This is a genomic window from Ruminococcus sp. AF17-12 (assembly GCF_003479245.1).
Lineage (GTDB): Bacteria > Bacillota > Clostridia > Lachnospirales > Lachnospiraceae > Blautia_A > Blautia_A fusiformis.
In genome coordinates this window covers 180,808-205,742 of sequence record NZ_QUGY01000003.1, presented here as the reverse complement: position 1 = coordinate 205,742, position 24,935 = coordinate 180,808, and the positions used below count along the sequence as shown (strand labels likewise).

General features: G+C 43.8%; 24 protein-coding genes and 1 other annotated feature (1 of these 25 running past the window's edge). Of the genes, 18 read left to right on the top strand and 6 right to left on the bottom strand.

Annotation, left to right across the window (positions count from 1 at the left end):
- The first annotated feature begins 8 nt into the window (after nucleotides 1-8).
- The 4 genes from DWW77_RS04615 to DWW77_RS04600 all read left to right on the top strand — a co-directional run bounded on the left by DWW77_RS04615 (nucleotide 9) and on the right by DWW77_RS04600 (nucleotide 3,722).
- On the top strand, nucleotides 9-719 hold the full coding sequence (locus tag DWW77_RS04615; RefSeq protein ID WP_015526086.1) for an ABC transporter ATP-binding protein: 711 nt from the start codon (nucleotides 9-11) through the stop codon (nucleotides 717-719).
- 10 nt (nucleotides 720-729) lie between these two features.
- Complete coding sequence (locus DWW77_RS04610) at nucleotides 730-1,350, top strand: cytidylate kinase-like family protein (RefSeq protein WP_059086748.1); 621 nt, start codon at nucleotides 730-732, stop codon at nucleotides 1,348-1,350.
- 102 nt (nucleotides 1,351-1,452) lie between these two features.
- The gene (locus DWW77_RS04605; protein WP_118608179.1) at nucleotides 1,453-2,217 is read left to right on the top strand and encodes a polysaccharide deacetylase family protein; all 765 of its coding nucleotides are present in this window, start codon (nucleotides 1,453-1,455) and stop codon (nucleotides 2,215-2,217) included.
- Nucleotides 2,218-2,399: 182 nt separating this feature from the next.
- Nucleotides 2,400-3,722, top strand: a complete 1,323-nt coding sequence (locus DWW77_RS04600; RefSeq protein WP_059086749.1) for a replication-associated recombination protein A — start codon at nucleotides 2,400-2,402, stop codon at nucleotides 3,720-3,722.
- A gap of 28 nt (nucleotides 3,723-3,750) precedes the next feature.
- Here the strand turns inward: DWW77_RS04600 and DWW77_RS04595 are convergent, their stop codons facing one another.
- Genes DWW77_RS04595 through DWW77_RS04585 form a run of 3 tightly spaced genes read right to left on the bottom strand, consistent with a single transcriptional unit; the run spans nucleotide 3,751 to nucleotide 5,908 of the window.
- The gene (locus DWW77_RS04595; protein WP_059086750.1) at nucleotides 3,751-4,263 is read right to left on the bottom strand and encodes a DUF4364 family protein; all 513 of its coding nucleotides are present in this window, start codon (nucleotides 4,261-4,263) and stop codon (nucleotides 3,751-3,753) included.
- A gap of 14 nt (nucleotides 4,264-4,277) precedes the next feature.
- Nucleotides 4,278-5,219: a tRNA modification radical SAM protein MnmL/YtqA gene (gene mnmL / locus DWW77_RS04590; RefSeq protein ID WP_118608127.1), complete on the bottom strand. Its 942-nt coding sequence runs from the start codon at nucleotides 5,217-5,219 to the stop codon at nucleotides 4,278-4,280.
- Nucleotides 5,219-5,908 (bottom strand): YesL family protein, encoded by a 690-nt coding sequence (locus tag DWW77_RS04585; protein WP_021651657.1) that lies wholly within the window; start codon nucleotides 5,906-5,908, stop codon nucleotides 5,219-5,221. Before DWW77_RS04585 ends, mnmL begins: the two co-directional genes overlap by 1 nt.
- 239 nt (nucleotides 5,909-6,147) lie before the next feature.
- Between DWW77_RS04585 and DWW77_RS04580 the strand changes: the two genes are divergently transcribed.
- Nucleotides 6,148-6,465 carry a YerC/YecD family TrpR-related protein gene (locus DWW77_RS04580; RefSeq protein ID WP_015526079.1) on the top strand — a complete coding sequence of 106 codons (318 nt, stop codon included), beginning with the start codon at nucleotides 6,148-6,150 and terminating at the stop codon, nucleotides 6,463-6,465.
- 130 nt (nucleotides 6,466-6,595) lie between these two features.
- Here DWW77_RS04580 and DWW77_RS04575 read toward each other — a convergent pair whose 3' ends face one another.
- The gene (locus tag DWW77_RS04575) at nucleotides 6,596-7,216 is read right to left on the bottom strand and encodes a DUF1836 domain-containing protein (protein ID WP_021651658.1); all 621 of its coding nucleotides are present in this window, start codon (nucleotides 7,214-7,216) and stop codon (nucleotides 6,596-6,598) included.
- A 145-nt stretch (nucleotides 7,217-7,361) separates the two neighbouring features.
- Between DWW77_RS04575 and pcrA the strand changes: the two genes are divergently transcribed.
- The 13 genes from pcrA to DWW77_RS04505 all read left to right on the top strand — a co-directional run bounded on the left by pcrA (nucleotide 7,362) and on the right by DWW77_RS04505 (nucleotide 22,421).
- A complete protein-coding gene (gene pcrA, locus DWW77_RS04570; RefSeq protein WP_118608178.1) occupies nucleotides 7,362-9,605 on the top strand; it encodes a DNA helicase PcrA in 2,244 nt (747 codons plus the stop codon).
- A 233-nt stretch (nucleotides 9,606-9,838) separates the two neighbouring features.
- Entirely contained in the window at nucleotides 9,839-10,069 is a 231-nt protein-coding gene (locus tag DWW77_RS04565; protein WP_015526073.1) for a hypothetical protein, read from the top strand.
- A gap of 210 nt (nucleotides 10,070-10,279) precedes the next feature.
- Entirely contained in the window at nucleotides 10,280-11,695 is a 1,416-nt protein-coding gene (gene rlmD / locus DWW77_RS04560; protein ID WP_118608177.1) for a 23S rRNA (uracil(1939)-C(5))-methyltransferase RlmD, read from the top strand.
- A 286-nt stretch (nucleotides 11,696-11,981) separates the two neighbouring features.
- Nucleotides 11,982-13,154 (top strand): ROK family protein, encoded by a 1,173-nt coding sequence (locus DWW77_RS04550; RefSeq protein WP_021652511.1) that lies wholly within the window; start codon nucleotides 11,982-11,984, stop codon nucleotides 13,152-13,154.
- Between the two features lie 424 nt (nucleotides 13,155-13,578).
- A complete protein-coding gene (locus DWW77_RS04545; RefSeq protein ID WP_118608176.1) occupies nucleotides 13,579-14,607 on the top strand; it encodes a zinc-dependent alcohol dehydrogenase in 1,029 nt (342 codons plus the stop codon).
- A 9-nt stretch (nucleotides 14,608-14,616) separates the two neighbouring features.
- Nucleotides 14,617-15,009: a VOC family protein gene (locus DWW77_RS04540; RefSeq protein ID WP_008369413.1), complete on the top strand. Its 393-nt coding sequence runs from the start codon at nucleotides 14,617-14,619 to the stop codon at nucleotides 15,007-15,009.
- An 18-nt stretch (nucleotides 15,010-15,027) separates the two neighbouring features.
- Nucleotides 15,028-16,392 carry an MFS transporter gene (locus tag DWW77_RS04535; RefSeq protein WP_015526067.1) on the top strand — a complete coding sequence of 455 codons (1,365 nt, stop codon included), beginning with the start codon at nucleotides 15,028-15,030 and terminating at the stop codon, nucleotides 16,390-16,392.
- Nucleotides 16,393-16,401: 9 nt separating this feature from the next.
- Complete coding sequence (locus DWW77_RS04530) at nucleotides 16,402-16,749, top strand: carbohydrate kinase family protein (protein ID WP_286187989.1); 348 nt, start codon at nucleotides 16,402-16,404, stop codon at nucleotides 16,747-16,749.
- A 4-nt stretch (nucleotides 16,750-16,753) separates the two neighbouring features.
- Entirely contained in the window at nucleotides 16,754-17,335 is a 582-nt protein-coding gene (locus DWW77_RS04525) for a carbohydrate ABC transporter permease (protein WP_118608126.1), read from the top strand.
- Nucleotides 17,336-17,625: 290 nt separating this feature from the next.
- Nucleotides 17,626-18,219: a carbohydrate ABC transporter permease gene (locus DWW77_RS04520; RefSeq protein WP_118608125.1), complete on the top strand. Its 594-nt coding sequence runs from the start codon at nucleotides 17,626-17,628 to the stop codon at nucleotides 18,217-18,219.
- Between the two features lie 84 nt (nucleotides 18,220-18,303).
- Nucleotides 18,304-20,619: an alpha-L-rhamnosidase-related protein gene (locus DWW77_RS04515; protein WP_118608124.1), complete on the top strand. Its 2,316-nt coding sequence runs from the start codon at nucleotides 18,304-18,306 to the stop codon at nucleotides 20,617-20,619.
- Nucleotides 20,616-21,959, top strand: coding sequence for a glycoside hydrolase family 30 protein (locus tag DWW77_RS04510; RefSeq protein WP_118608123.1), 1,344 nt, complete (start codon nucleotides 20,616-20,618; stop codon nucleotides 21,957-21,959). Before DWW77_RS04515 ends, DWW77_RS04510 begins: the two co-directional genes overlap by 4 nt.
- A gap of 99 nt (nucleotides 21,960-22,058) precedes the next feature.
- Nucleotides 22,059-22,421 carry a hypothetical protein gene (locus tag DWW77_RS04505; protein ID WP_147419581.1) on the top strand — a complete coding sequence of 121 codons (363 nt, stop codon included), beginning with the start codon at nucleotides 22,059-22,061 and terminating at the stop codon, nucleotides 22,419-22,421.
- Here DWW77_RS04505 and ilvN read toward each other — a convergent pair.
- Nucleotides 22,402-22,914: an acetolactate synthase small subunit gene (gene ilvN / locus DWW77_RS04500; RefSeq protein WP_021652505.1), complete on the bottom strand. Its 513-nt coding sequence runs from the start codon at nucleotides 22,912-22,914 to the stop codon at nucleotides 22,402-22,404. The two genes, DWW77_RS04505 and ilvN, sit on opposite strands and share 20 nt — an antisense overlap.
- A gap of 9 nt (nucleotides 22,915-22,923) precedes the next feature.
- Nucleotides 22,924-24,642: a biosynthetic-type acetolactate synthase large subunit gene (gene ilvB / locus DWW77_RS04495; protein ID WP_015526064.1), complete on the bottom strand. Its 1,719-nt coding sequence runs from the start codon at nucleotides 24,640-24,642 to the stop codon at nucleotides 22,924-22,926.
- Nucleotides 24,643-24,742: 100 nt separating this feature from the next.
- Nucleotides 24,743-24,935: a binding site (T-box leader), on the bottom strand; it runs 49 nt beyond the window's last position.

The window sequence follows — 24,935 nt, the reverse complement described above, 5'->3', positions numbered from 1 at the left end:
ACGAGACAATGGCAATGTTGGAAGTAAAGGACCTCCAGGTCTACTATGGTGTGATCCAGGCCCTGAAGGGAATTTCTTTTCATGTAAATCAGGGAGAGGTTATTGCGCTGATCGGTGCCAACGGTGCCGGAAAGACAACCACACTTCAGACACTTACCGGAATTCTTTCTCCGAAGTCCGGAAGCATTGTGTTTGAGGGAAAAGACCTCACAAGAACACCAGCCCATAAGATCGTAGAAATGGGAATGGCACACGTTCCGGAAGGAAGACGAGTATTTGCGGATATGTCCGTTTATGAGAATCTTCTTCTTGGAGCTTACACAAGAAAAGACAAGGCAGAGATCGCAGAGAGCCTTGCTGGTGTATACAAGAGATTTCCGCGTCTGGAAGAACGTAAAGGACAGCGTGCCGGAACACTTTCCGGTGGTGAGCAGCAGATGCTTGCCATGGGACGTGCACTGATGAGCAGACCAAGGATCATTTTGATGGATGAGCCGTCTATGGGTCTGTCGCCGATTTTTGTAAATGAGATTTTTGACATTATCCGCGAGGTAAGTGAGAGCGGAACTACAGTGCTTCTGGTTGAGCAGAATGCGAAGAAGGCTCTTTCCATTGCGGACAGAGCGTACGTTCTGGAAACAGGAAGCATTACTATGGATGGAAAGGCAGAGGATCTTCTGAATGACGAGGCCGTTCAGAAGGCATATCTTGGAGAGTAGGGGGAAAGACATGGATAATTTCGTAATTACCATTGCAAGACAGTATGGAAGCGGTGGACGTACCATCGGAGAGGAGCTTGCAAAGAAATTAGGGATTTCTTACTATGATAAGGATATCATCCGTATGGCATCCGAGGAGAGTGGCATTCATGAGCAGCTTTTTGGAAGGGCAGATGAAAATGTCAGCACAAAGCAGAGATTTTTTGCAAAGTCCGGAATCTACAAGGGTGAGCTGATCCCGCCTCAGAGCAAGGATTTTACATCCGATGAGAACCTGTTTAATTATCAGGCAAAGGTGATCCGGCAGCTGGCAGAAACAGAGTCCTGTGTGATCATCGGACGTTGTGCAAATATGATCCTGAAGGATTATTCCAATGTTCTTCGTGTGTTTGTTTACGGAGACTGGGATTTCCGTATCCGTGAGGCAAGTAAGAAGCTCAGCGGAACTACAAAGGATATTGAGAAATTTATGCAGAAGGATGACAAACGCAAAGAAGATTTCTGCAAACGTTTCATGGGTGTTGACTGGGCAGACATGACGAAATACAATCTGTGCCTGGATAACGGTACCCTTGGTTATGAGAAATGCGTGGAGGAGATCGAGAGTGCACTTGAGATCCTGAAAAAATAAGACATATATCAGAGAATATTCCCCGGGAAAGAAAAGCCAAAAGTCTTTTCCCGGGGATTTTTTCATATATTGTGGAAAAGTATATTTGATCCGGCGGGAAATATGGATAAGCGAAAAAAATATTTCTGTGTAGTGGCAATGGTATTGATCCTGCTCAGCGGATATGGAAAAATCTCAGACAGTGCATTTCGGATGCGGGTGACCAGAATGATCGCCGGTGAGGGGATGCTCCGGCTGGTGGCGGCGCAGTACGGACAAAAAGCAGCAGAACCGGTGGCTGAGACAGCCTCTGACAGAAGCGAAAAAGAGGATCGTCCACGTGTGGCTCTTACCTTTGATGATGGACCACATGCAACATATACACCTCTGCTTCTGGATGGCCTGCGGAAGCGTGGAATCCATGCCACATTTTTTCTTATGGGAAAAAATATCCGGGGAAATGAGGAGATCGTAACGCAGATGCAGAGAGACGGTCATCTCATCGGTAATCACACGTATGATCACGTGCAGCTTGATAAGATTCCTGGTGATCAGGCCTGTCAGCAGATCATAAAGACGAATAATGAGATCTACGAGATCACCGGAGAATATCCCATGTATCTTCGCCCGCCCTACGGTGCCTGGCCGAAGGATCTGGAGCTCTGTGTGACCATGTTGCCGGTATTCTGGGATGTGGATACCCTGGACTGGAAATCAAAAAATGTCCGTTCTGTGGAAAATATCGTAAAAAGACAAGTGAAGGATGGCTCCATTATCCTGATGCATGACAGCTTTTCTACCTCCGTGGAAGCGGCCCTGGAGATCGCGGATATGCTTACGGAAGAAGGATATGACCTGGTAACTGCAGATCAGCTGCTGGTGATGTAACTGTGATTTGCCGAAAAGGCAGAAACGATTGCTTTTTTATGTGCAAACAGGTAAAATTATAAAAATAAGGAATCTGTCCGTATGCCGGAAACAAATGAAACGATCGTTGCCGGATACAAATCTATGAAAAGAATACGGATCGTGAATATCCGCTTTTTACAGAAAATACAGGAGTGAAAGCCATGGATTTATTTGAATACGCAAAGTCAAAAACGCTGGATCAGGAGTCACCTCTTGCATCCAGGCTGCGTCCGCGAACACTGGATGAGGTGGTGGGACAGCAGCACATCGTAGGAAAAGATAAATTGCTGTATCGTGCCATAAAGGCGGATAAGCTGACATCTGTTATTTTTTACGGCCCTCCGGGAACCGGAAAGACCACCCTGGCAAAAGTCATCGCCAATACCACAAGCGCCAGCTTTACCCAGATTAATGCAACTGTAGCAGGGAAGAAAGATATGGAAGCAGTTGTAAAGCAGGCACAGGACGATCTCGGCATGTATGGAAAAAAGACCATTCTGTTCATTGATGAGATCCACCGTTTCAACAAGGGACAGCAGGATTATCTTCTTCCCTTTGTGGAGGACGGGACCATCATTCTTATCGGGGCCACAACAGAGAATCCATATTTTGAGGTAAACGGAGCGCTTCTTTCAAGATCGATCATCTTTGAATTGAAGTCCCTGGAGATACCGGAGATAAAGGAACTGATCCTGCGTGCGGTTAACGATCCGGAACGTGGAATGGGAAGCTATGGGGCGGTGATCGAGGAGGATGCTCTGGAATTTCTGGCAGATATGGCAGGAGGAGACGCCAGAAGCGCCTTAAACGCCATAGAACTGGGAATCCTCACCACACCTCGTGATACAGACGGTAAGATCCATCTGACCCTTGAGGTGGCTTCTGAGTGTATCCAGAAGCGTGTGGTGCGCTACGATAAGAACGGGGACAATCATTATGATATCATTTCTGCCTTTATCAAGAGCATGCGAGGCTCCGACCCGGATGCGGCAGTCTATTATCTGGCAAAAATGCTCTATGCAGGAGAAGATGTGAAATTTATCGCAAGAAGGATCATGATCCTTGCTTCCGAAGATATCGGAAACGCAGATCCACAGGCCCTCTGCGTGGCAACGGCAGCAGCACAGGCAGTGGAACGTGTGGGAATGCCGGAGTCCCAGATCATTCTTTCCCAGGCAGTTACATACATGGCCTGTGCACCCAAGAGCAATTCTGCAGTAAATGCTATACAGGAAGCCATGCGCTGCGTGAAGGCGAAGAAGACAACCGTTCCGGTGCATCTGCAGGATGCCCATTATGGTGGCCACGAAAGTCTGGGTCATGGTATCGGATATAAATATGCCCATGATTATCCGAATCACTATGTAAAACAGCAGTATCTGCCATCAGAAATCGAAGGAGAACATTTTTACGAGCTCAGTGATATGGGATATGAAAAGAAACTGAAAGAGCATATGAAGAAGATCCACGAAGAAGCGAAATAAATGAATATAAGTAAAACGGAGGAGCCTCTCAGAGAAGCTCCTCCATTATTTTGTCATAAACATTCTGGTATTTATAAGGCCAGCTTTCACATACAGACTGTGCAGCAGCAAGATTTGGCACATTGATGCTGAGATCAACGATGCTGACGCCGCTTTCGATGATCCGCAGACGTACCGAGTAGCTGCCCTCTTTGGTGGGATAGTAATCTGCAGGAGTCAGGAGATGTTCTTCGATCTTGCAGTGGAGGGAATTGAGATATTCTTCCACTTCTTTCTTGATGTCAGAGGAAAGTTCTTTGGAAAAATATTTCAGAGTGTTTTTTCCCTCGGAGGTCAATCGATAGTAACTGCGGTTGGACTGTGAAGACATTTCCACCAGATCTGCCTCCACAAGTTCGGAAACTGCCTGCTGGAGCTGAAAATAATTGGTGTATTTCCGGTCCAGGATAAAATCGGTGATCTGGGAATTTGTGAGATCCCCATCGGAATTCTGCAGCATATATAAAATAATAAGCTTATAGGTTGTAAAAGGTGATGCCATAAGAATCCTCCTTTTTACTGGCTGCGGGAAAGGGCTTCGAGAGCTTTTCCCTGAAAACTTGCTCTTTCTTTCATCCGGTGATGAAGAAGGTTTAAAACTTCTCGTTTGCGGCTGGCCCATAAAGGTGCGATCAGCAGATCCTTCGGTCCGTCGCCGGTGACCCGGTGGATCACGATATCCGGTCTGAGATGTTCCAGACAGTCAATGACAAGGTTCAGATACTCGTCCCGTTCATAAGTGCGGAAAAGACCGGCTTCATGATCAGCGGCAAGATCTGTACCACGCAGTACATGAAGAAGCTGCAGCTTGATCCCCTGGATATCCATGGCGTTCAGATAAGCCATTGTTTCCAGGATATCCTTCCGGCTTTCGCCGGGAAGCCCCAGGATGGTGTGGACGATCACTTCGATGCCGCCTGCGCGGAGATTTTTTACTGCGGTATCAAAACAGGACAGTGGATAGCCGCGCCGTATATATCTGGCGGTATCTTCATGGATAGTCTGGAGTCCCAGCTCCACCCACACCGGTTTGATCTGGTTCAGGGAATCAAGAAGCTCCAGTACATCATCTCCCAGACAGTCCGGTCTGGTACCAATGGACAGTGCCACGATATCCGGATGGGAGATGGCTTCTGTGAAGATCTTATGCAGGTGTTCCACAGGAGCGTATGTGTTTGTATATGCCTGAAAATAGGCGATATATTTATGAATCGGGCGTTTGGAAGAGAGACTTTTGATCTGTGTGTTGATCTGCTCTGTAATGGAAAGAGCAGCGTTTGCTGCAAAATCTCCGCTTCCGCCCTGGCTGCAGAAGATGCAGCCTTTTTTGCCCAGGGTGCCGTCACGGTTGGGACAGGACATGCCGCCGTTTAATGCAACCCGGTAGACCTTTTCGCCGTACCGTTCCCGGAGCATATAATCCAGAGAGTGATAAGGCTTGTCGTTCCAGCGCTTCATTATGCCTCTTTCGGTTCGTTTTTCTCTTCGCCGTTTTCTTCGTTTTCATCTTTCGGTATATAGTTATCGAAGATCTTTACAAAGATCTTTGATTTCCAGTAGGCCAGCGTGGAAAATCCCATCAGAATAAAAAGCATGATCAGGATGGATGTAAATTGTGCGTAGCTCACATAAGCAAAAAGCCACATCAGTAGGAGCGGAGACGCAGAGATCACAAGCATCAAAAGTGTCAGCGGAAGATGGCGGACGGACATCAGGAATGCATTTACAAAGGTATTCTTGACGGAATTAAAAAATTTGGAAAGGATCGGATAAATGTACAGAAGGATCATCGCATAGATCAGTGCAAATGCAATGAACAGACTGAAAAGTCCTTTGTACATAGCTCCGCTTCCGGCTCTGGCGATCCGAAGATCGATAAACAGAACAGCAGCGGTGAGGAGCATGATGATATTGATGATGGTCGCCTGTTTGAAATTCTGTTTGAATGAGCGGAAAAAGCTGCGGGCAATATAAGATTCTTCGTCTCTTGCCATCTTCAGTGTGACATAGTAGAGAGCTGTTATGGAGGCGCCTGCGGTGACAACCGGAATACAGCAGAGGATGCACAGAAAATTCAGAAGAAGCAGATCTGCTACGCGTCCCATGAACACGAAGAATTTGTTGTCCATGTTGAAAAAACGATTCATTTGATAAGTCTCCTTTTCTTTTGGATATTATTTTAAGTATACCCAATCACAGCAGAAAAAGCAAATCCCAAATGTTTTCCGAGACTGTGGAAGCAGGAAAATCATGTGTCCGCCATAGAAAGACAAAATAGTGAAATAGTTTATTAAATTTCCCTAAAAGGCTTGCTTATCACGAATTAGAGTGTTAAAATATCAGTATTGTATTAGACGAAATTTATGTATTTTAAAGGAGCGTAACAATGAGCAAAAAAATCAGGACGGAGGCTGTGGATCATCTTTTTGAAGCGATCCTGTGCCTGAAGGACAAGGAAGAGTGTTATACATTTTTTGAGGATGTGTGCACCATCAATGAGCTGCTTTCTTTATCTCAGCGCTTCGAGGTAGCCAAGATGCTTACTGATAAGCGTACATACCTTGATATTTCCGAGAAAACAGGAGCTTCCACAGCTACGATCAGCCGTGTGAACCGTTCCCTGAACTATGGAAATGATGGTTATGAGATGGTATTTGCACGTATGAAGAAGGATAACGGGGAGCAGGGCGGCGAAGCAGAATAAGGCTTACGTCCATACCGTGATGATAACGGATAATACTGTAACGAAAAAGAGACAGGCGATCGTGCGTCTGTCTCTTTTTTTTCGGTGCGCCCGGCGACGCACGTTTATGACCGGATGTGAGCTCCGGATATTATTTGTCTTTTTTTGAGGAATCCGTATCTTTTGAGGAATTCATGTGGTCGATCATGTTTTCGATGATCATTTTTTTCATGTATACGTCGAAGCTAAGAAGACAGATAAAGGAAAACTGGTGAAGGAATTCCTTATCCTCCGGGTCGGCGTCCTCAAAAATTTCTCCGGCACTTTTGAAACGGCGCATAAGATCCTTTTCCAGGTAACGGATCTGTGACTGCTCCATACTGAAAACCTCCTGGTAGATGTAAGTCATGTCCTTTTCTGTAACGGACTTGAAGTATTTCTCGGTGATCGGTCCCAGAAGGGTCTGGATATCACTGATGGAGAGGATATTTTTAAAATAGTAGATAAAGATCAGCATCAGCAGATGCTCCCGGGAATAGCGCTTCTTTTCCGGCGGGGGAAGGAGCTTGTTCTTTGCGTAATTGTTGATCATGGTCTTGGTCAGGATCTTGTCATCATCATGACGCTTGGTGGAAGCGAGATTATCTTCCATAAAGGTTGTGACCTGATCCATGTAAAGAGCAATATTGGGAATTTCATCGGGTTTTATATAATCAAGCTCAGCAATTTTTGCAAAAATGCTGTTCATCATTTCTTTTTCGTTTTCTGTCATCGCATTATCACCTCTGCTCCTTATTATATAGTTTTAAATACTACTTGTAAAGAAACTTTTTTTCAGAGAGGTGGGTTTACCGGAAAGTAAAGTCATGATAGTATATAAAGATACTGTTCATATGGAAAAAGAAATGGAGATCAAAATGAGTATACATGATGCTTTGGACACATTGAATCCTATGCAGCGGGAAGCTGCCGTACATACAGAGGGACCACTTCTGATCCTCGCAGGAGCCGGTTCCGGAAAAACAAGAGTGCTGACCCACAGGATCGCCTATTTAATGGAAGAAAAGGGTGTAAACCCATGGAATATCCTGGCGATCACCTTTACCAACAAGGCCGCCAGTGAGATGCGGGAACGTGTGAATAAAATGGCGGGAATGGGTGCGGAGAGCGTATGGGTCTCCACCTTCCATTCCGCCTGCGTGAGGATCCTGCGCAGACATATTGAGGTGCTGGGCTTTGGCAGTAATTTTACCATTTATGATGCCGACGACCAAAAAACAGTCATGAAGGAAATCTTCCGGAAGTTTGATATCAATACCAAGATTTACAAGGAACGAGGCGTTCTTGCTGAGATTTCCCATGCCAAGGATGAACTGATCACACCGGAAGAGATGGAGCTGAATGCAGGCGGCGACCCGGACGCACGGAAGATTGCCGGTATGTATAAGGAATATCAGTCTATCCTCCGGGGAAACAATGCACTGGATTTTGATGACCTGATCGTGAAGACTGTGGAGCTTTTTCAGCATAATCCGGATATCCTGGACTATTATCAGGAACGTTTCAAATATATTATGGTGGATGAGTATCAGGATACCAATACTGCCCAGTTTAAATTTGTAAGTCTTCTTGCTGAGAAATACAAGAATCTCTGTGTGGTTGGTGATGATGATCAGTCCATCTATCGTTTTCGTGGAGCAAATATCGGGAATATCTTAGGCTTTGAGAAGGTTTTTCCTGAGGCTAAGGTGGTGCGCCTGGAACAGAATTACCGTTCTACCCAGAACATCCTCAATGCAGCCAATGAGGTGATCGTCAACAACACAGAGCGTAAGGAAAAACGCCTCTGGACAGAGAACGAAGAGGGCGATAAAGTACATTTCCGTCAGTTCAACAACGGATTTGAGGAAGCGGAGTATGTTGCAGGAGAGATCATCCAGGGGCGCCGCAACGGGAAATTCCAGTACAAGGACTGTGCAGTACTTTATCGGACCAATGCCCAGTCTCGTCTCTTTGAGGAGAAATTTCTCCTGGCAAATGTTCCTTATAAGATTGTCGGCGGCGTGAACTTTTATGCCCGCAAAGAGATTAAGGATCTGTTAAGCTATCTGAAGACCATTGACAATGCCAGTGATGATCTGGCTGTGCGCAGGATCTTAAATGTGCCAAAAAGAGGGATCGGACTCACCAGCATCGGCCGTGTCCAGGACTATGCGGATATGATGAACCTGAGCTTTTACGATGCGCTCCGCGTGGTGGAGGAGGTACCATCCATTGGCAGGGCAGCAGGAAAGATCAATGATTTTGTATCCTTTATCCAGGGACTGAAAAGTAAGGCAGAGGCCTATACAGTCCGTGAAACCCTGGAAGAGGTCATTGAGCTTACCGGTTATGTGAAGGAACTGGAGGCAGAGAAAACGGAGGAGGCCCAGGCGAGGATCGAAAATATCGATGAGCTGATCTCCAAGACAGAATCCTTCCAGGAAGCCATGGAGGAGGCCGGACAGCCGGCAACACTTTCTGCATTTCTGGAGGAGATCGCACTGGTGGCAGATATCGATTCTGTTGATCCGGATCAGGATTATGTGCTGCTGATGACCCTTCACAGTGCCAAGGGACTGGAATTCCCAAATGTATTTATCGTGGGAATGGAGGACGGTGTTTTTCCGGGATATGCTTCCATCTGGTCCGGTGATCCGTCGGATATCGAGGAGGAGCGAAGGCTCTGTTATGTGGGGATCACCCGTGCCATGAAGGAGCTGACCTTAACCTGTGCAAAACAGCGGATGATCCGTGGGGAGACTCAGTATAACCGTGTGTCACGTTTTGTAAGGGAGGTTCCACGGGAGCTGGTAGATCTTGGACATACCATTCAGGAGAAAAAGCCCAGGGTAGATGATATCGTATCTCCGAAAAGCGCCTATGCCCAGATGAAAATGAATTTCCAGGCAAAAACAAGCCTTCAGAAGAAGGATTTCACCGTTACCAAGGCATCGAAGCTGGATTACGGAGTCGGTGATACCGTGCGCCATGTGAAATTCGGAGTCGGTATCGTAAAAAATATCGCAGACGGCGGCAGAGACTACGAAGTGACGGTAGACTTTGACAAAGTCGGCGTGAAAAAAATGTTCGCCGGTTTTGCCAAGCTGAAGAAGATCTGAAAATGAAATGGCCGTTTTGCATATATTTTGTGAAAATATTTCGAAGCAGCTGCAAATAACATTGTTCCGGAATGTTCCTGTTAAAATTTGCGTAAGTTATGGTAAAATCAGACATATGGTGGTATAATAAGAACACTTAGGAAAGGTCGGTACAGTGATAGAATATTTTTGCTGTGCTGCCGGTTTACTGTCAGACAGTACAGCCGAACAGAAAGAAAGGATGGTGCAGTGTTATGAATTTAAATACAACAAAGCTTGAAGAACTGCTTGCAACACTGAAGAAAAAAGAAGAAGAGAAAGATAAGAACACAGTCCTTTGGGTACTGGCGATCATCGGCGCAGTTGCAGCTGTTGCAGGAATCGCATTTGCAGTATATCGTTTCTTCGCTCCGGATTACCTGGAAGATTTTGAAGAAGATTTTGATGATGACTTCGATGATTATTTCGAGGATGAGGAAGAGTAAGAACTTTCACTGCAGAGGTTGTTTTGAACAGATCAGAATGGCTGTCTGTTATGTATGAATATGAGAAGCGGATAATTGAAGCCCCGGCGCGATACCGGGGCTTGATTTTTGAAAACGGACCGTGAAACGCTGGCGTTCATGAGCAGACAGTAAAGAGGATCCTGAATGTTCGAACTATTGTCTGCTGGTTATAAAACAGAAAGAGGATTTATGAAAAAAGGTGAAATTTACGAAGGTATTATAGAAAAAGTGGAATTTCCAAACAAAGGTTTTGTTTGGGTTGATGACCAGAAAGTAATTGTAAAAAACGGAATCCCGGGACAGAAAGTCCGGTTTATGATCAATAAGAAACGTTCCGGCCGGGCGGAAGGACGTCTTCTGGAGGTCCTGGAGAAATCTCCGCTGGAGACAAGAGAACCTGCCTGTCAGGAGTTTCCGGCATGCGGCGGCTGCATGTACCAGACCATGAGCTATGAGGCACAGAAGGATATGAAGGAACATCAGGTGAGGGAACTTCTGGATGGGGCAGTAAGAGAGAGCCTGGCTAAGATCGGGAAGAACGGTGATGGGACAGAAGAAACTGAGGCTGCAGATCGTTTATATCACTGGGATGGAATCTACGGCAGTCCTATTGAGTTCGGGTACCGCAATAAGATGGAGTTTTCCTTTGGGGATGAGTATAAGGATGGGCCGCTGTCCCTTGGACTTCACAAGAAGGGAAGCACTTACGATATCCTGAATACGGATGATTGTAAACTGGTCCATCCGGATATGACGAAGATCCTGGTCTGCGTGCGGGAATTTTTCCTGGAGCGTAATGCCAGCTTCTATAAAAAGCTGCAGCATGTGGGGTATCTTCGACATCTTCTTCTTCGAAGAGGCGTCACAAGTGGTGAAATCCTGGTCCATGTGGTAACCACTACCCAGGAAGAATATGATCTGGAGCCTCTGAAAGAACAGCTTCTTGCACTTCCGCTGGAAGGGAAGATCGTGGGGATCATGCACATTTTAAATGATTCTTTATCCGACGTGGTACAGAGCGACGAGACGAAGATCCTTTATGGAAAGGATTATTTCTATGAAGAACTCCTTGGACTGAAATTTAAGATCAGCACCTTTTCCTTTTTCCAGCCAAATTCCCTGGCTGCAGAGATCCTGTATTCCAAGGTGCGGGAATATGTAGGAGATACCAGAGATAAGGTAGTGTTTGATCTTTACAGCGGAACAGGAACTATTGCACAGCTCGCGGCGTCCGTTGCCAGCGAGGTGATCGGTGTGGAGATCGTGGAAGACGCGGTAAAAGCCGCCAGAGAAAACGCTGCACTTAACGGCATTGATAACTGCCGTTTTATTGCCGGGGATGTGCTGAAGGTTCTGGATGATGTGCCGGAGAAACCGGATATGATCATCCTTGATCCGCCCAGAGATGGCGTTCACCCCAAAGCCCTTCCAAAGATCCTGGCTTACGGCGTAGACCAGATCGTATACATTTCCTGCAAGGTTACAAGTCTTGTGAGAGACCTCCCGGCATTTTATGAGGCAGGATATGAGATGACCCACGCCTGTGCAGTGGATCAGTTCTGCCAGGGCGTTCATGTTGAGACGGTTGTTCTTTTGTCTCGATGAACGCGGCAGTCGGCAAATCGAGATGCAAGCATCTCGGCTTGCCTCGTTGCTCGCGCAAAAACCAGATGACACGATAGAGAGCGACTTAGACTTAGATGAGTTGGATGCAACCAGTGCTGAGTTGAAAGCTCGTGATTAGATGGAATGGGTCAGATTGGTAAATGGTATTCGTAATATGGCAGAAGAGATTGTGTTAAAAGAATTGGTGTTCTAAAGCGTGGAAAGCTCCTTCGGGAGCTTTTTGCTGTTTATAAGATAAATTCTGTCGGAGATTTATTATAAAACATTGCTTTACAAGAAGAATAAAAAAGCATATAATTCTTTTATAATATATTTAATAAAAGAGGGTAAGAAAACGGAAAATAAAGATAAAAAAAATATAACAAGAAAAAGAATAATTAATTATGTGCTGAACAATCATGTTACATCCAAGGCGGGAATCGCAAAAGATTTAAATTTGAGTATGCCGACTGTGTTAGCAAATGTGAATGACTTGTTAGAAAAAATGGTGTTGGAAGAAACTGGGGAATATGCTTCGACCGGTGGAAGAAAGGCAAAAAGTATAGGGATTAATAAGTCATACTGTCATGCAATGGGAATTTTGATTACAGCGAATCATATAGAAATGGTATTAGTAAATCTTGGAGATGAGATTATAAAAAAAGATCGCATCCGTTTAAAATTTACGGCAGAATTATCCTATTGTACAGAAGTGGCACAAAAGGTCAAAACTTTTCTTGAAGGCGAATTAGCGAAGGATACGCTACTTGGGATTGGAGTGGCGATTCCGGGAATTATTGATCAGAAAGAACGGATCGTTTTAAAATCCCATGCTTTAGGTATAGAGAATTATAGTCTGCGCTTTTTAGAGCAGGCTTTGGAAATTCCAGTATATTTTGAAAACGATGCTAATGCTGCAATGCTTGCAGAAAAAAAGCAAAAGTATCCAAATGCGATATATCTGTCTTTGAACCACACCTTAGGAGGCGCATTCTGCATAGATGGAAAGCTGTTTCGAGGGCAGAACCAGAAAGCAGGTGAGTTTGGTCACATGATACTCGTTCCCGGTGGAAGAAAGTGTTATTGTGGTAAAGCAGGATGTGCAGATGCATATTGTGCTGCAAGTGTACTGACACAAGATAACAGGCAGTCACTGGATGCATTTATGGAAAAAATTGAAAGTGGTGATGAAAAAATTTTGCAGACATGGAATGAGTATCTGGATCATCTTGCTGTTTTGATATCAAATCTGCGGATGGCATATGATATGGATATCATACTAGGAGGTGATGTGGGAGGTGTATTGTCAGATTATATGATACCACTGGGAGAAAAAGTGATGGCATATAATGGCTTTGAGCATGATGTTTCATACTTAAAAAATTGTTCGTATAAGAAAGAAGCGTCGGCTGTTGGAGCCGCGAAATACTTTTTTACAAAACATATGGCAGAATTGTAAATTTTTTGAACGCAGATAAGCAGTCCACCGCATCTGGTGCGCAGGGCATCAAGCGTTGGGTAAGGGGATGTTCACTCTGTTGGAGTTAAAAGCTCCCACTGACAGGTTGCAAAGTGAATGCAGATGTCCGCTTTATATGTGTGAAAAACGAGAAGTTGTGTAAAATTAGAAAAAGATATTATAGTAAAAAACGGAAAGAAAACAGTAACTACGGTTTCCTTTCCGTTTTTTTCGTGTTGATTGTGAAAAATACACAAAAAATATATTTTGAAATTATGAAATATATAAAATTATGAAAAACATATTGACAAATCGTGTTTACAGGATAATAATGTAATTACTTTAATAAAACAATTTATAAAAGACCAAATAAAACAATATAAATAAGGAGGAAACAATTATGATAAAAAAGGAGAAAACAGTTATGTTACAGCAGGTAATGACAAATCCAGGAGAAATTATTTTCAGAGAGGTTCCGGTTCCGGAGGTAAAGGAAAATCAGGTGTTGGTAAAGATTATGAATATTGGTGTTTGTGGATCAGATATTCATGTTTATCATGGAAAACATCCGTTTACAAAATATCCGGTAACACAGGGACATGAGGTTTCCGGTGAGATTACAGAACTTGGAAAAAATGTCACAGAGTTTCATGTGGGACAGAAGGTGACGATAGAGCCTCAGGTATATTGTGGACATTGCTATCCATGTCGTCATGGAAAGTATAATCTCTGTGAGGAATTAAAAGTAATGGGATTTCAGACGACAGGAACAGCATCTGAGTATTTTGCAGTGGATGCATCTAAAGTAACACCTATTCCAGAAGATATGTCCTATGAAGAAGGAGCTATGATCGAACCTCTTGCTGTGGCAGTCCATGGTGTAAAACAGATGGGCGATGTGGCTGGCATGAATATTGCAGTCCTTGGAGCAGGACCGATTGGAAATCTCGTGGCACAGGCAGCAAAAGGAATGGGGGCAGCGAAAGTGATGATCACAGATATCAGTGATCTTAGACTGGCAAAGGCAAAAGAATGTGGAATTGATGTGTGTGTGAATACCCAAAATAAAGACTTCGGTGAGGCAATGATCGAAGCATTTGGATCGGATAAGGCAGATGTGATCTACGACTGTGCCGGAAACAATATCACAATGGGACAGGCAATTAAATATGCAAGAAAAGGAAGCACGATCGTACTGGTGGCTGTTTTTGCAGGAATGGCAGAAGTAGATCTTGCAGTGGCAAATGACCACGAACTTGACATTAAGAGCACGATGATGTACCGCCATGATGATTACATAGATGGAATCAGACTGGTAAATGAGGGTAAAGTTCATTTGAAACCGCTCATCTCAAAGACATTTGCTTTTAAAGATTATCTGAAGGCATACCAGTATATTGATGATAACCGCGAGACAACGATGAAAGTAATTATCAACGTCAGTGAAAAGTAAGGAGTTCGTATGGAAAATAAATATGGAATTGTCGGAGTTGCCCATGTCGGGCTTCCGACAAACGATTTGCAGAAAACAGTTGAGTTTTATAAGAGTCTTGGATTTGAAGTAATTATGCAGTCTTATAATGAAAAAGCAGGGGAAAAAGTGGCATTTTTACAGATAAAAAATTACTGTATAGAGACTTTTGAAAATGGGCAGGCGGCAATGTCAGACGGTGCGTACCAACATGTTGCACTTGATGTGGAAGACATTGAAAGTATGTATCAGAAAATCTGCAATGAAAAATACACAATTATTACAGACGGAATCGAAGAACTGCCATTTTGGGAAAATGGTGTGAAGTTTTTTATGATCAAGGGACCAAATGAGGAAAGAATAGAGTTCTGTCAGAAACTCTGATAAAAATAGGAGGGACATATGGGAAGCGAAAACAAAAATGGAAAAGTACCGCTGATCAGTAAGATTGCATATGGGTTTGGTGATGTCGGATGTAATTTCAGCTGGATGTTCGTCAGTAATTTTCTGATGATATTTTATACAGACGTGTTCGGAATCAGTATGGCGGCTGTGTCAGCACTTATGCTTTTTTCAAGATTTTGGGATGCGATCAATGATCCAATCGTCGGGGGACTTACGGATAAAACAAAATCGAGATGGGGACGGTACCGTCCATGGCTGTTAGTAGCGGCACCAATTACAGCGATTCTTCTTGTTATGACATTCTGGGCAAGACCCGACTGGCCGCAGAATGGAAAGATCATTTATATGGTAATTACATATTGTCTGCTGGTTTTGGGGTATACCTGTGTGAATATTCCATATGGAACCTTGTGTGGTGCTATGACACAGGATATTGATGAACGTGCAAAAATAAATACATCCCGTTCGGTTGCAGCGATGATTGCAATTGGTGTGTTAAATATTATCACAGTTCCACTGCTCAGCAAATTCGGCAGTCACAGTGCAAAGACAGGATATCTGACGGTGGCGGTCATATATGGATGTATTTTTACAGCCTGTCATTTCTTCTGCTTTGCGAAGACGAAAGAGGCAGTGATTACTCCGGAAAAAGAAAAAATTTCTGTAAAGATACAGTTGAAAGCAGTTATGCAGAACAGACCATATCTTCTTGCATTGGCAGGACAGATATTATTTGGATTTACATTGTATGGTAGAAACGCAGATATTCTGTATTATTTTACATATGTGGAAGGGAATGCCTCCTACTACACAACTTATTCGATGTGCATTATTATTCCTTCTATCATCGGGGCAGCCTGTTTTCAACCATTATTCCGCAAGTTGAATAACAAAGGAAGAACAGCATCTCTCTTTGCTTTATTTACAGGAATTTCCATGTTGTTTATGTTTTTCTTCAATGCCAAAGAATCACCAGCTATTTTTTATGCATTATCTGGTCTCACACAGTTTTTCTTCTCTGGATTTAATACCGCAATCTATGCAATTATTCCAGACTGTGTGGAATATGGGGAGTGGAAAACAGGACTTAGAAATGACGGTTTTCAGTATGCATTTATTTCACTTGGAAATAAAATCGGAATGGCAGTTGGAACAGCACTTTTAGCAGGATTACTTGGAAAATATGGTTATATTGCAAATCAGACACAAAATGCAATTGTACTTTCAATTATGAAACATGCATTTACGACGATTCCGGGTGTACTGTGGATTGTGACTGCGGTTGTATTATTTTTCTACCGGTTAAATAAAAAACGTTATAACGAGATTGTAGAGGAACTAAAAAATGGAAGAAAAAGTTGATATCGTGGCATTGGGAGAGTTGCTTCCTATGATCCAAATTATCGCTCGTCTCTTTGGAAGAGCAAAGAGTATGCAGTGAAAAAAATGAGATCTGTCATAGAATTGGTAGATGTTATGAAGGTATCAGATGAAGAGAGTACTCTGTTGACAGAGGCGAAAAGTTATGAGCAGGCTACAGATCAACTCCTTGCCATGGGACCAAAGCTGGTTGCCATTATATTGAGAGAACAGGGCGTTCTTATGGCGACAAAAAGCAGAAAAGAAATCATCAAAGCATTTCAGACACATGCGGTCGACACGACTGGGGCAGGTGATTCATTCTGGGGAGGCGTAGATTCCAGCATGGAAGTATATTAAGTTTATGGTATTCTTACCATACGTTATCAGCTCCACGATCGTTGGATTTTTTGCAACACTGATATTTGACCCGAACCTGGGATTCCTGAATAACATTCTTGCAAAAATGGGAATGAGTGCGGGAGCATGGTTTGGAGACACCCACTGGGCATTTAAACTGTTGATGCTTAGGGTACTCTGGCAAGGTTCTGGATCTGGTATTATGATCTTTTATTCAAACTTTATGGATATTTCTCAGGATGTTATGGAAGCGTGCCGTGTGGACGGCTGCAAAGAGTGGCAGAGATTCCTCTATGTACTTCTGCCGCTGTCTCTGCCATCCTGTGCATCGATTATTACCATGAGTACCATCTGGGCACTGGCAGTGTTTGACTTTCCGTTTATTTTGGGAGGAACCAACGGAGGTGTAAGTGGATGTTTGGATTTTGCAAATACAGTATTCTACCGATATACCTTTGGAAGTGGACTGAATGGAAAATCAGACCTGGGATTTGGTGCGGCAATCTGTATTATGATGTTCCTGATCATGCTGCTTGTAACCTTTATACAGAACAAAGTACTTTCGAAATTTGAGTATGACAATTAAGGAGGAAAATATAATGGCAAAAAAGCAAAAGCACAGGAAGTTTCCTCCAGCTCAGGAGTGCTTTCTACTAGCGGAAAAATAATACGCTATATAGTCAGCCTGATTCTGATCTTATTTACATTTTTTACAATTTTTGTAATTGGAGTAACGGTAATAGATTCTCTCAAAAGTCAGACGGATTTTGTTACAAACTTTATCGGGCTGCCGAAGAAAATTTCTTTTTCCAGCTATGCGGCAGTGTTCAACAATGATTTTCTCAGATATTTTATGAACAGTATGATTTTGACGGTATGTGGAACTGCAGGCTGTATCCTTCTTTCCTCTATGGCCGCTTACGGCATTGCAGATATGAGTTTAAAGGAAAGAGACTTCTGTCCAGTTATTTTATGATTGGTATGATGGTTCCTGTTCAGGTAAGTATTCTGCCGCTGTTTCTGATCCTGAGAAAGATTGGGCTGCTGAACAACCTTCTGGGAATGATACTGATATATATTTCCGGAATTTCAATGTCCTGTCTGATCTTTCAGAAGTTTTTCCGGACAATTCCGACGGCAATCGAAGAGTCTGCAAGACTGGACGGCTGTCATGACCTGGTAGTATTTTTCAAAATCATTCTTCCAATCTGCAAACCGGTCATGTTTACTATGGCCTTAATAACTGCAATCGGACAGTGGAATGATTTCTATATGCCAATGGTATTGTTGGGAGACAAAAAAGTAACAACTCTGACTCTTGCGATTTACAGATATATCGGTCAGTTTACACGATATATGAGTGAATCCATGGTAGCAGTAGTAATTACGTTGATTCCAATTATTATATTATATTTCCTGTTCTCTTCACAGATTGTAGAAGGACTGACAGGTGGAGCTGTAAAAGGCTGATAATGAAAATGGGCAGTGCAGAATGGGCATTGCCCATTTACTTTAACTGGTAAATATAGTTTAAGAAACAGGAGAACAAGAACTATGGCGGAGACAAAAACAAACTGGATCTGGATGAGAAACTGGACAGCAGAGGATAAAGAAGAAGCGGCACTTGTTCTGTTTCGAAAAGAAATTGATATCCAGAGGATGCCACAGAAGGGAATTATTCAGGTTTCAGCAGATTCAAGATATAAATTATATGTGAATGGACAACTGGCAGAAATCGGACCATGCAAAGGAGACAGACAGATCTGGTTTGCAGACAAGGTAAATCTGATGCCTTATCTGAAAAAAGGAAAAAACGTGCTGGCTGTTCGTGTGTTGAGATATCCAACGGTTCAGAATAAGGGCTGCTTCGGAATTTACCGGACGGAATTCCCGGGATTTTTTGCAGAAGGAAAAATTCTGGATGATGAAGGAAAAGAGTACAGTCTGGATGCCAGAGACGGATGGAAAGTAAGAAAAGATGAAAACTTTCACATTGTATCGGAGTCGGAACTGTTTGCACCACTTCAGATCCTGGAAAATACCAGGGGTGCACTCTGGCAGGCAGGATGGATGAATCCGGGATATGATACAGAAGGCTGGGAAGCACCTTACAGATATTCAGATATGAATCAGGCAGTTAGTCCGGGAAATCTGCAAAAAAGACCCATACCGTTTCTGTTTCGAAAAGAAAGCAGGTTTGGAGACGTTGTACAGACGCAGGATAAAATTATCTCAAAAGAAGAATGGCAGAAATTTCTGAACGGTGAACAGAGTATTCTGATTCCGCCGAATGCAAAAGTGTCAGTTGAAATCAGTGCAGGTGTAGAGAGAACCGCATATCTGCATCTGGCATTAGAACAGGGTGCAAAGGCGCAGATTTCTATTCTTCAGTCAGAAGGATATGTACTTGGAGGAGAACGAGGTGATCTGAAAGTTCCTGTAAAGGGAAACCGAGAAGATTACAAAGCAGGATTTCTTGCAGGATTTACAGACCACTATATATGTGCCGGATTCGGAACAAAAGAAAGTCCGGAAGTTTATGAACCATTCTGGTTTCGGACATTTCGTTTTATACGGTTTGAAATGAAAACTTATGAAGAACCACTGGTATTAAGAAACTTTACTTACACGGAAACAGGATATTCTTTGAACGTTCAGACAAAAGCAGATGCATCGGATGAACGCTTCAAAAAAATCTGGGAGATCAGTGAAAGGACATTACGCTGCTGTATGCATGAAACTTATGAAGACTGCCCGTTTTATGAACAGCTGCAGTATGCTATGGATATAAGAGCACAGATTCTGTATACTTATGCAATTTCTGCTGATGACCGACTTGCCAGAAAATGTATGGAAGATTTCAGAAGGTCACAGAGGTATGATGGTTTGTTAAACTGTGCTGCACCAAGGTACGATGCCAGTGTAATACCGGGATTTTCTATTTACTATATCCTGATGCTGTATGACCATATGATGTACTTTGGAGATAAGGAATTACTGGAGAACCATATGCCGACGGTGGAAGGGATTCTGCAGTTCTTCCATCGAAACAGGAATTCAAAAGGATATGTGGAAAAAATTGGAGGACTTAATGGAAAGGCACGCTTCTGGTCTTTTATTGACTGGGCTGTGGAGTGGGAAAATACAACTGGAATACCACCTGCAGTACTGAAAGGACCTGTAACGATGGAGAGTCTTCTGTACATTCTGGGACTTCAGAAAGCTGCGAAGATAGCGGAGTATCTGGACCGAAAAGAACAAAGTGCACTTTTGATGCAAAGAGCAGAACAGGTGCAGGAGGCGGTGAGAACATTCTGCACAGGAAAAGATGGAATGTTACAGGATGGACCGGGAATTGAGGAGTACAGCCAGCACACACAGGTGTTTGCTGTTCTGACAGACACGGTTGCAGGTGAGCAGGCGAAAGAGAATCTCAGAAAGACAATTCTTTATAAGGAAAAATATTCACAGTGTTCTGTTGCTATGGTATACTATTTATTTAGAGCACTGGAAAAAACAGGAATGTATGAATTGACAGAATCTTACTGGAATATCTGGCAGAGGATGATTGATAAGTATACAACAACTTGCGTAGAAGATGAAGTACAGGAACGAAGTGAATGCCATGCGTGGGGTGCACTGATCCTGTATGAACTTCCATCGGTGATTCTTGGAATTCGCCCGTCAGCACCGGGATATGAAAAGATGGAAGTAAAACCGGTGCCTGGATATCTGAAATCAGCCAGAGGACAGGTGATCACTCCGAAAGGAATGGTTAATGTAGAATGGTACAGAGAGAATAAAGAAATTCATATAAAGCTGGAAACGTCCGAAGGAAAAGTAGAAAAAGAGATGGAGGTACAGGAATGAAACTGAAATATTATGCAAAATCACCTGTGTTTGGCAGAGAGAGAAATTTTGAGCAGACGATTGAAATGACTGAAGATATTCGTGGTATTGAGAGTCAGGTAGTGAATATTTATCCTGAGCTGAGCTATGAAACGTTTGAGGGATTTGGAGGTGCAGTCACAGAAGCAGCAGGATATATCTATTCGCTGATGAATGATGAACAGAAAAAGAAAGTAATAGAAACGTATTTCTCTCCGGAAAAAATGAACTATCGTCTGGTACGTGTGCACATGGACAGTTGTGATTTTTCGCTTGGTCTTTATGAAGCAATGTCAAATTCGGAGGATACGGAACTGAAAAGTTTCTCTTTTGAGCGGACAGAAAAATATATTCTTCCAATGCTTGAAGATGCGAAGAAAACAGCAGGAGAAAATCTGAAACTGATGCTGACTCCATGGTCACCGCCTGCTTTTATGAAAACAAATGGAAAACGTACAGGAGGCGGAAAACTGAAACCAGAATACCGGAAACTCTGGGCTGAATATATTTGCCGGTATATAAGGGAATTCCAGAACAGAGGATTTGAGGTGCAGCGCATTTCTATTCAGAATGAACCAAAGGCAGTACAGACATGGGATTCTTGTCTGTTTACTGCAGAAGAAGAAAAGAGTTTTCTTCGGGATTTCCTTTATCCGACAATGAAATCTCATGGATTTGAGAACATAGAAGTGTTTATCTGGGATCATAATAAAGAGAGAATTTATGAGAGGGTCAGAGATACTGTGGATGAAGAGACCAGAGAAATGGTAAGCGGAGCTGCTTTTCACTGGTACAGCGGAGATCACTTTGAGGGTCTGGAACTGGTACGTCGCCTGTATCCGGAACTGAAGCTTATCATGTCAGAGAGCTGCCTGGAATATAGTATTTTCGATGAGAAAAATATCGAAAGTGTAACAAATAAATTATGCCATGAAATTATCGGAGATCTGAATCATGGAATGTGTGCTTTCTATGACTGGAATCTTCTGCTGGACGAAAAGGGTGGACCGAACCATGTAGGAAATTACTGTCATGCTCCGTTTTTATACGACGTTGAAAAGAAGAAACTGCTTCCGCAGAAAACACAGGAACAGTATGAGATGTTTTCACATTTTATCTGTCCGGGATCAGTACGTGTTCAGACTACAAAATTTACAGAACAGATAGACACAGTGGCATATCGAACTCCAGATGGCAGAATTGTCCTGATTCTGCTGAACAAAGGAAAAGAACTGGAGGCTGTGAATATACGACTTGGAAAAATGGTGGGAAGTTTACTTCTTCCGGCAGGAATACTGGCAGCGTGTGAGATAGAAATGTAAGAAAATACTTTGAAACATGTGGAAATGGGTGCTGACATAAGAGTACCCGGGACTTCTGGTGTTTCAGGGTATGTTTATTTTGGAAAAGGACGTAATATTATGAACATAGGGCTTCTTCCGAAGCAGGACAGTCACCTTGCTATTGCGGGCGCAGTCAAAGCAAGAGGAGGTATTTATGAAGTACTGAAGCATACAGAAGATATTTTCCTGGAACCAAGTGCATGTGCAGCTTTCCAGGGACCGATCAGGCTGAATCAGGAAGAAAACGTAAAAGAATACCTGAAAGCCCAGGGACTTGTTGAAAAAAATGGAAAATGCCATACATATTGCATGGGCAACAGGTGGAAGTCTTGTGCCGGAAGAAATCCCTCCGCAGCAGCTAGCGCTGTTTGCGGAAGAGATCATCTTCCCGTTGTTTCTATATCGTGGTATTATTCAGCTTTTACCGCTCCATCATACTGATAGACTCAATTCCGACACTTCCGCCGCGGACAACTTCGATATGCTTGAACTCTTCTTTGATAAGCTTGATGACCGCGTCATTTTTGGTTGCGGTCTGGACGAATTCCAGAAGGAGGCTGTCTTTTCCATAGTCGATGACACGTGCCTTGAAAGTCTCAGCAATCTGGAAAAGTTCTACTTTATCTTCCGGGGAGCAGCCCTTTACCTTGATGTAAAGGATCTCCTTCATTCGAACGAACACGTCTGTAAAATCAATAACCTTGATCACCTCGATCATACGGTTCAGCTGTTTTTTGATCTGCTCAAAAGTCTCATCATCGCTGACTGTGGCGATGGTCATTCTGGAAACTGTGGGGTCCTCGGTGGTTCCAACAGTAAGACTGTCCAGGTTATAGGACTTTCCGGAGAAAAGACCGGAAATCTTGGAAAGAACACCGACCTGGTTTTCAACGTAGAGAGAGATCCATCTTTTTTTCATTCCTTTATCCATCATTCATTCCTCCTAACAATCCATGATCAGATCAGCCAGGGTGCCGCCCGGCTTGACCATCGGGTAAACCATTTCCTCCGGATCAATGATAAATTCGATGATCGTAGGAGTTTTTGTATTCTTTTTAGCCTCTTCGAAAGCAGCCGCGATCTGATCCTTCTCAGTTACGCGGATACCCTTTGCCCCATAGCTCTCTGCGAGACGGATGAAATCCGGTGTGTATTCCGGATATTCCTGACCGTCTGTGCGGCGGGAGAGTGCACCGGCCTTCAGATTTGTCATGGCGTAACGTTTTCCGTAGAAAAGCTTCTGCCACTGGCGGACCATTCCGAGATATTCATTATTAAAGATACAGCAGATGATCGGAAGCTCCTCCAGAACTGCGGTAGCCAGCTCCTGAATGTTCATCTGCATGCCGCCGTCACCGGAAACGGAGATGACCGGTGTATCCGGATTACCGATCTTGGCACCGATGGCACCTGGAAGGCCGTAACCCATGGTTCCAAGTCCGCCGGACATGATCAGCTGACGGTTCTCGGTGATGTCTGCATACTGGCTCACCAGCATCTGATGCTGACCTACATCGGTAACAAGAATGGCCTTGTCAAACTGGCGGTTGATTTCGCCGATGATATCCAGCGGTCCCATAATACCACGGTCTTTCATGGTAAGAGGATGCTCTTCCTTCCATTCCTGGATCTGCTTCAGCCATTTGCCGGTATTACAGTCCTGTACATATTCATTCATTTTTGTTATTGCCTCTTTTGCATCGGCAACGATGGGGATGTCTACATGGATATTTCTGGAAATGGAAGCGGTGTCAATATCGATGTGGACGATCTGTGCATGTGGGGCAAATTCATGGAGCTTGCCTGTGATACGGTCGTTAAAACGGGTTCCGATGGAAAACAGAAGATCGCATTCATTCACGGCCATATTTGCGGCATAAGCGCCGTGCATACCGAGATTTCCGATAAACAGAGGGTTCTTTGTGGAAATGGCGCCACGTCCCATGACGGTTGTGACAACCGGGATCTGAGTTTTCTCAACAACCTGGGTAAAAATCTCCTGTGCGCGGGAAATGATCACACCGCCGCCAGCAAGAAACAGAGGTTTTTTGGCCTTCTGCAGCATTTTGAGGGCACGCTTCAGCTGTCCGATATGCACGCTGGTGTTAGGCTTGTAGCCACGGATATTGACAGTCTTCGGATACTCAGCACTTCCCAGCTCGGCCATTACATCCTTTGGAAGGTCGATGAGAACCGGGCCTGGGCGTCCGGTGCGTGCGATATAGAAAGCTTCCTTGATGATACGTCCAAGATCCTCACGGTTGCGGACGGTAACACCGTATTTTGTGATGCTTCTGGTGATCCCGACAATATCAACCTCCTGGAACGCATCGTTTCCGATGAGGTGACGGGCAACCTGTCCGGTAAAGCATACAAGCGGAACACTGTCATAGTTGGCAGTTGCAAGACCTGTAACAAGGTTGGTAGCTCCGGGACCGCTGGTAACGAGACATACGCCAACCTTTCCGGTAGTTCTGGCATAGGCATCTGCTTCGTGTACAAGGGCCTGCTCGTGACGTGGCAGAATGATGTCAATGCCGCTCTGTTTATATAATTCATCGCTGATATCGATGGTGCAGGCACCAGGATAGCCGAACAGAACATCAACGCCTTCTTCTTTTAAGGCTTTTACAAGCAATTTGTTTCCGGAAATCTGTTTCATGAATTGGTTCCCTCCTTTGATGATGTGAAAAGTTAAGCAGATAAGGGCTGCCGCGAGAAATTTTTCCAATAAAAAAGTCCCGGCATATCGGATAAAATATGCTCAGGACGGATGATTCCGCGGTACCACCTGTTTTCAGAGGTAAAACTCTGCTCTCTGCCAGTACAAAATTATACTGCCTCCCTGTAACGTGGGAATGACGATGAAGCCTACTGCATGAAGATCCATGGTTCAGTCCACTGCTCGAGGGCTACTTCCACAGTTCAGTCACGAAGATTCTCACCGGCCATCTT

Bases quoted from the DNA above. Each gene is read 5' to 3' on its own strand.
- DWW77_RS04610 (WP_059086748.1), top strand. From the start codon at position 730: ATGGATAATTTCGTAATTACCATTGCAAGACAGTATGGAAGCGGTGGA.
- DWW77_RS04540 (WP_008369413.1), top strand. From the start codon at position 14,617: ATGGAAAATAAATATGGAATTGTCGGAGTTGCCCATGTCGGGCTTCCG.
- DWW77_RS04565 (WP_015526073.1), top strand. From the start codon at position 9,839: ATGAATTTAAATACAACAAAGCTTGAAGAACTGCTTGCAACACTGAAG.
- DWW77_RS04580 (WP_015526079.1), top strand. From the start codon at position 6,148: ATGAGCAAAAAAATCAGGACGGAGGCTGTGGATCATCTTTTTGAAGCG.
- pcrA (WP_118608178.1), top strand. From the start codon at position 7,362: ATGAGTATACATGATGCTTTGGACACATTGAATCCTATGCAGCGGGAA.
- DWW77_RS04505 (WP_147419581.1), top strand. From the start codon at position 22,059: ATGAACATAGGGCTTCTTCCGAAGCAGGACAGTCACCTTGCTATTGCG.
- DWW77_RS04535 (WP_015526067.1), top strand. From the start codon at position 15,028: ATGGGAAGCGAAAACAAAAATGGAAAAGTACCGCTGATCAGTAAGATT.
- DWW77_RS04520 (WP_118608125.1), top strand. From the start codon at position 17,626: ATGTGGAACTGCAGGCTGTATCCTTCTTTCCTCTATGGCCGCTTACGG.
- ilvB (WP_015526064.1), bottom strand. From the start codon at position 24,642: ATGAAACAGATTTCCGGAAACAAATTGCTTGTAAAAGCCTTAAAAGAA.
- DWW77_RS04515 (WP_118608124.1), top strand. From the start codon at position 18,304: ATGGCGGAGACAAAAACAAACTGGATCTGGATGAGAAACTGGACAGCA.
- DWW77_RS04525 (WP_118608126.1), top strand. From the start codon at position 16,754: ATGGTATTCTTACCATACGTTATCAGCTCCACGATCGTTGGATTTTTT.
- mnmL (WP_118608127.1), bottom strand. From the start codon at position 5,219: ATGAAGCGCTGGAACGACAAGCCTTATCACTCTCTGGATTATATGCTC.
- ilvN (WP_021652505.1), bottom strand. From the start codon at position 22,914: ATGATGGATAAAGGAATGAAAAAAAGATGGATCTCTCTCTACGTTGAA.
- DWW77_RS04595 (WP_059086750.1), bottom strand. From the start codon at position 4,263: ATGGCATCACCTTTTACAACCTATAAGCTTATTATTTTATATATGCTG.
- DWW77_RS04600 (WP_059086749.1), top strand. From the start codon at position 2,400: ATGGATTTATTTGAATACGCAAAGTCAAAAACGCTGGATCAGGAGTCA.
- DWW77_RS04510 (WP_118608123.1), top strand. From the start codon at position 20,616: ATGAAACTGAAATATTATGCAAAATCACCTGTGTTTGGCAGAGAGAGA.
- DWW77_RS04585 (WP_021651657.1), bottom strand. From the start codon at position 5,908: ATGAATCGTTTTTTCAACATGGACAACAAATTCTTCGTGTTCATGGGA.
- DWW77_RS04605 (WP_118608179.1), top strand. From the start codon at position 1,453: ATGGATAAGCGAAAAAAATATTTCTGTGTAGTGGCAATGGTATTGATC.
- DWW77_RS04545 (WP_118608176.1), top strand. From the start codon at position 13,579: ATGTTACAGCAGGTAATGACAAATCCAGGAGAAATTATTTTCAGAGAG.
- DWW77_RS04615 (WP_015526086.1), top strand. From the start codon at position 9: ATGGCAATGTTGGAAGTAAAGGACCTCCAGGTCTACTATGGTGTGATC.
- DWW77_RS04575 (WP_021651658.1), bottom strand. From the start codon at position 7,216: ATGACAGAAAACGAAAAAGAAATGATGAACAGCATTTTTGCAAAAATT.
- rlmD (WP_118608177.1), top strand. From the start codon at position 10,280: ATGAAAAAAGGTGAAATTTACGAAGGTATTATAGAAAAAGTGGAATTT.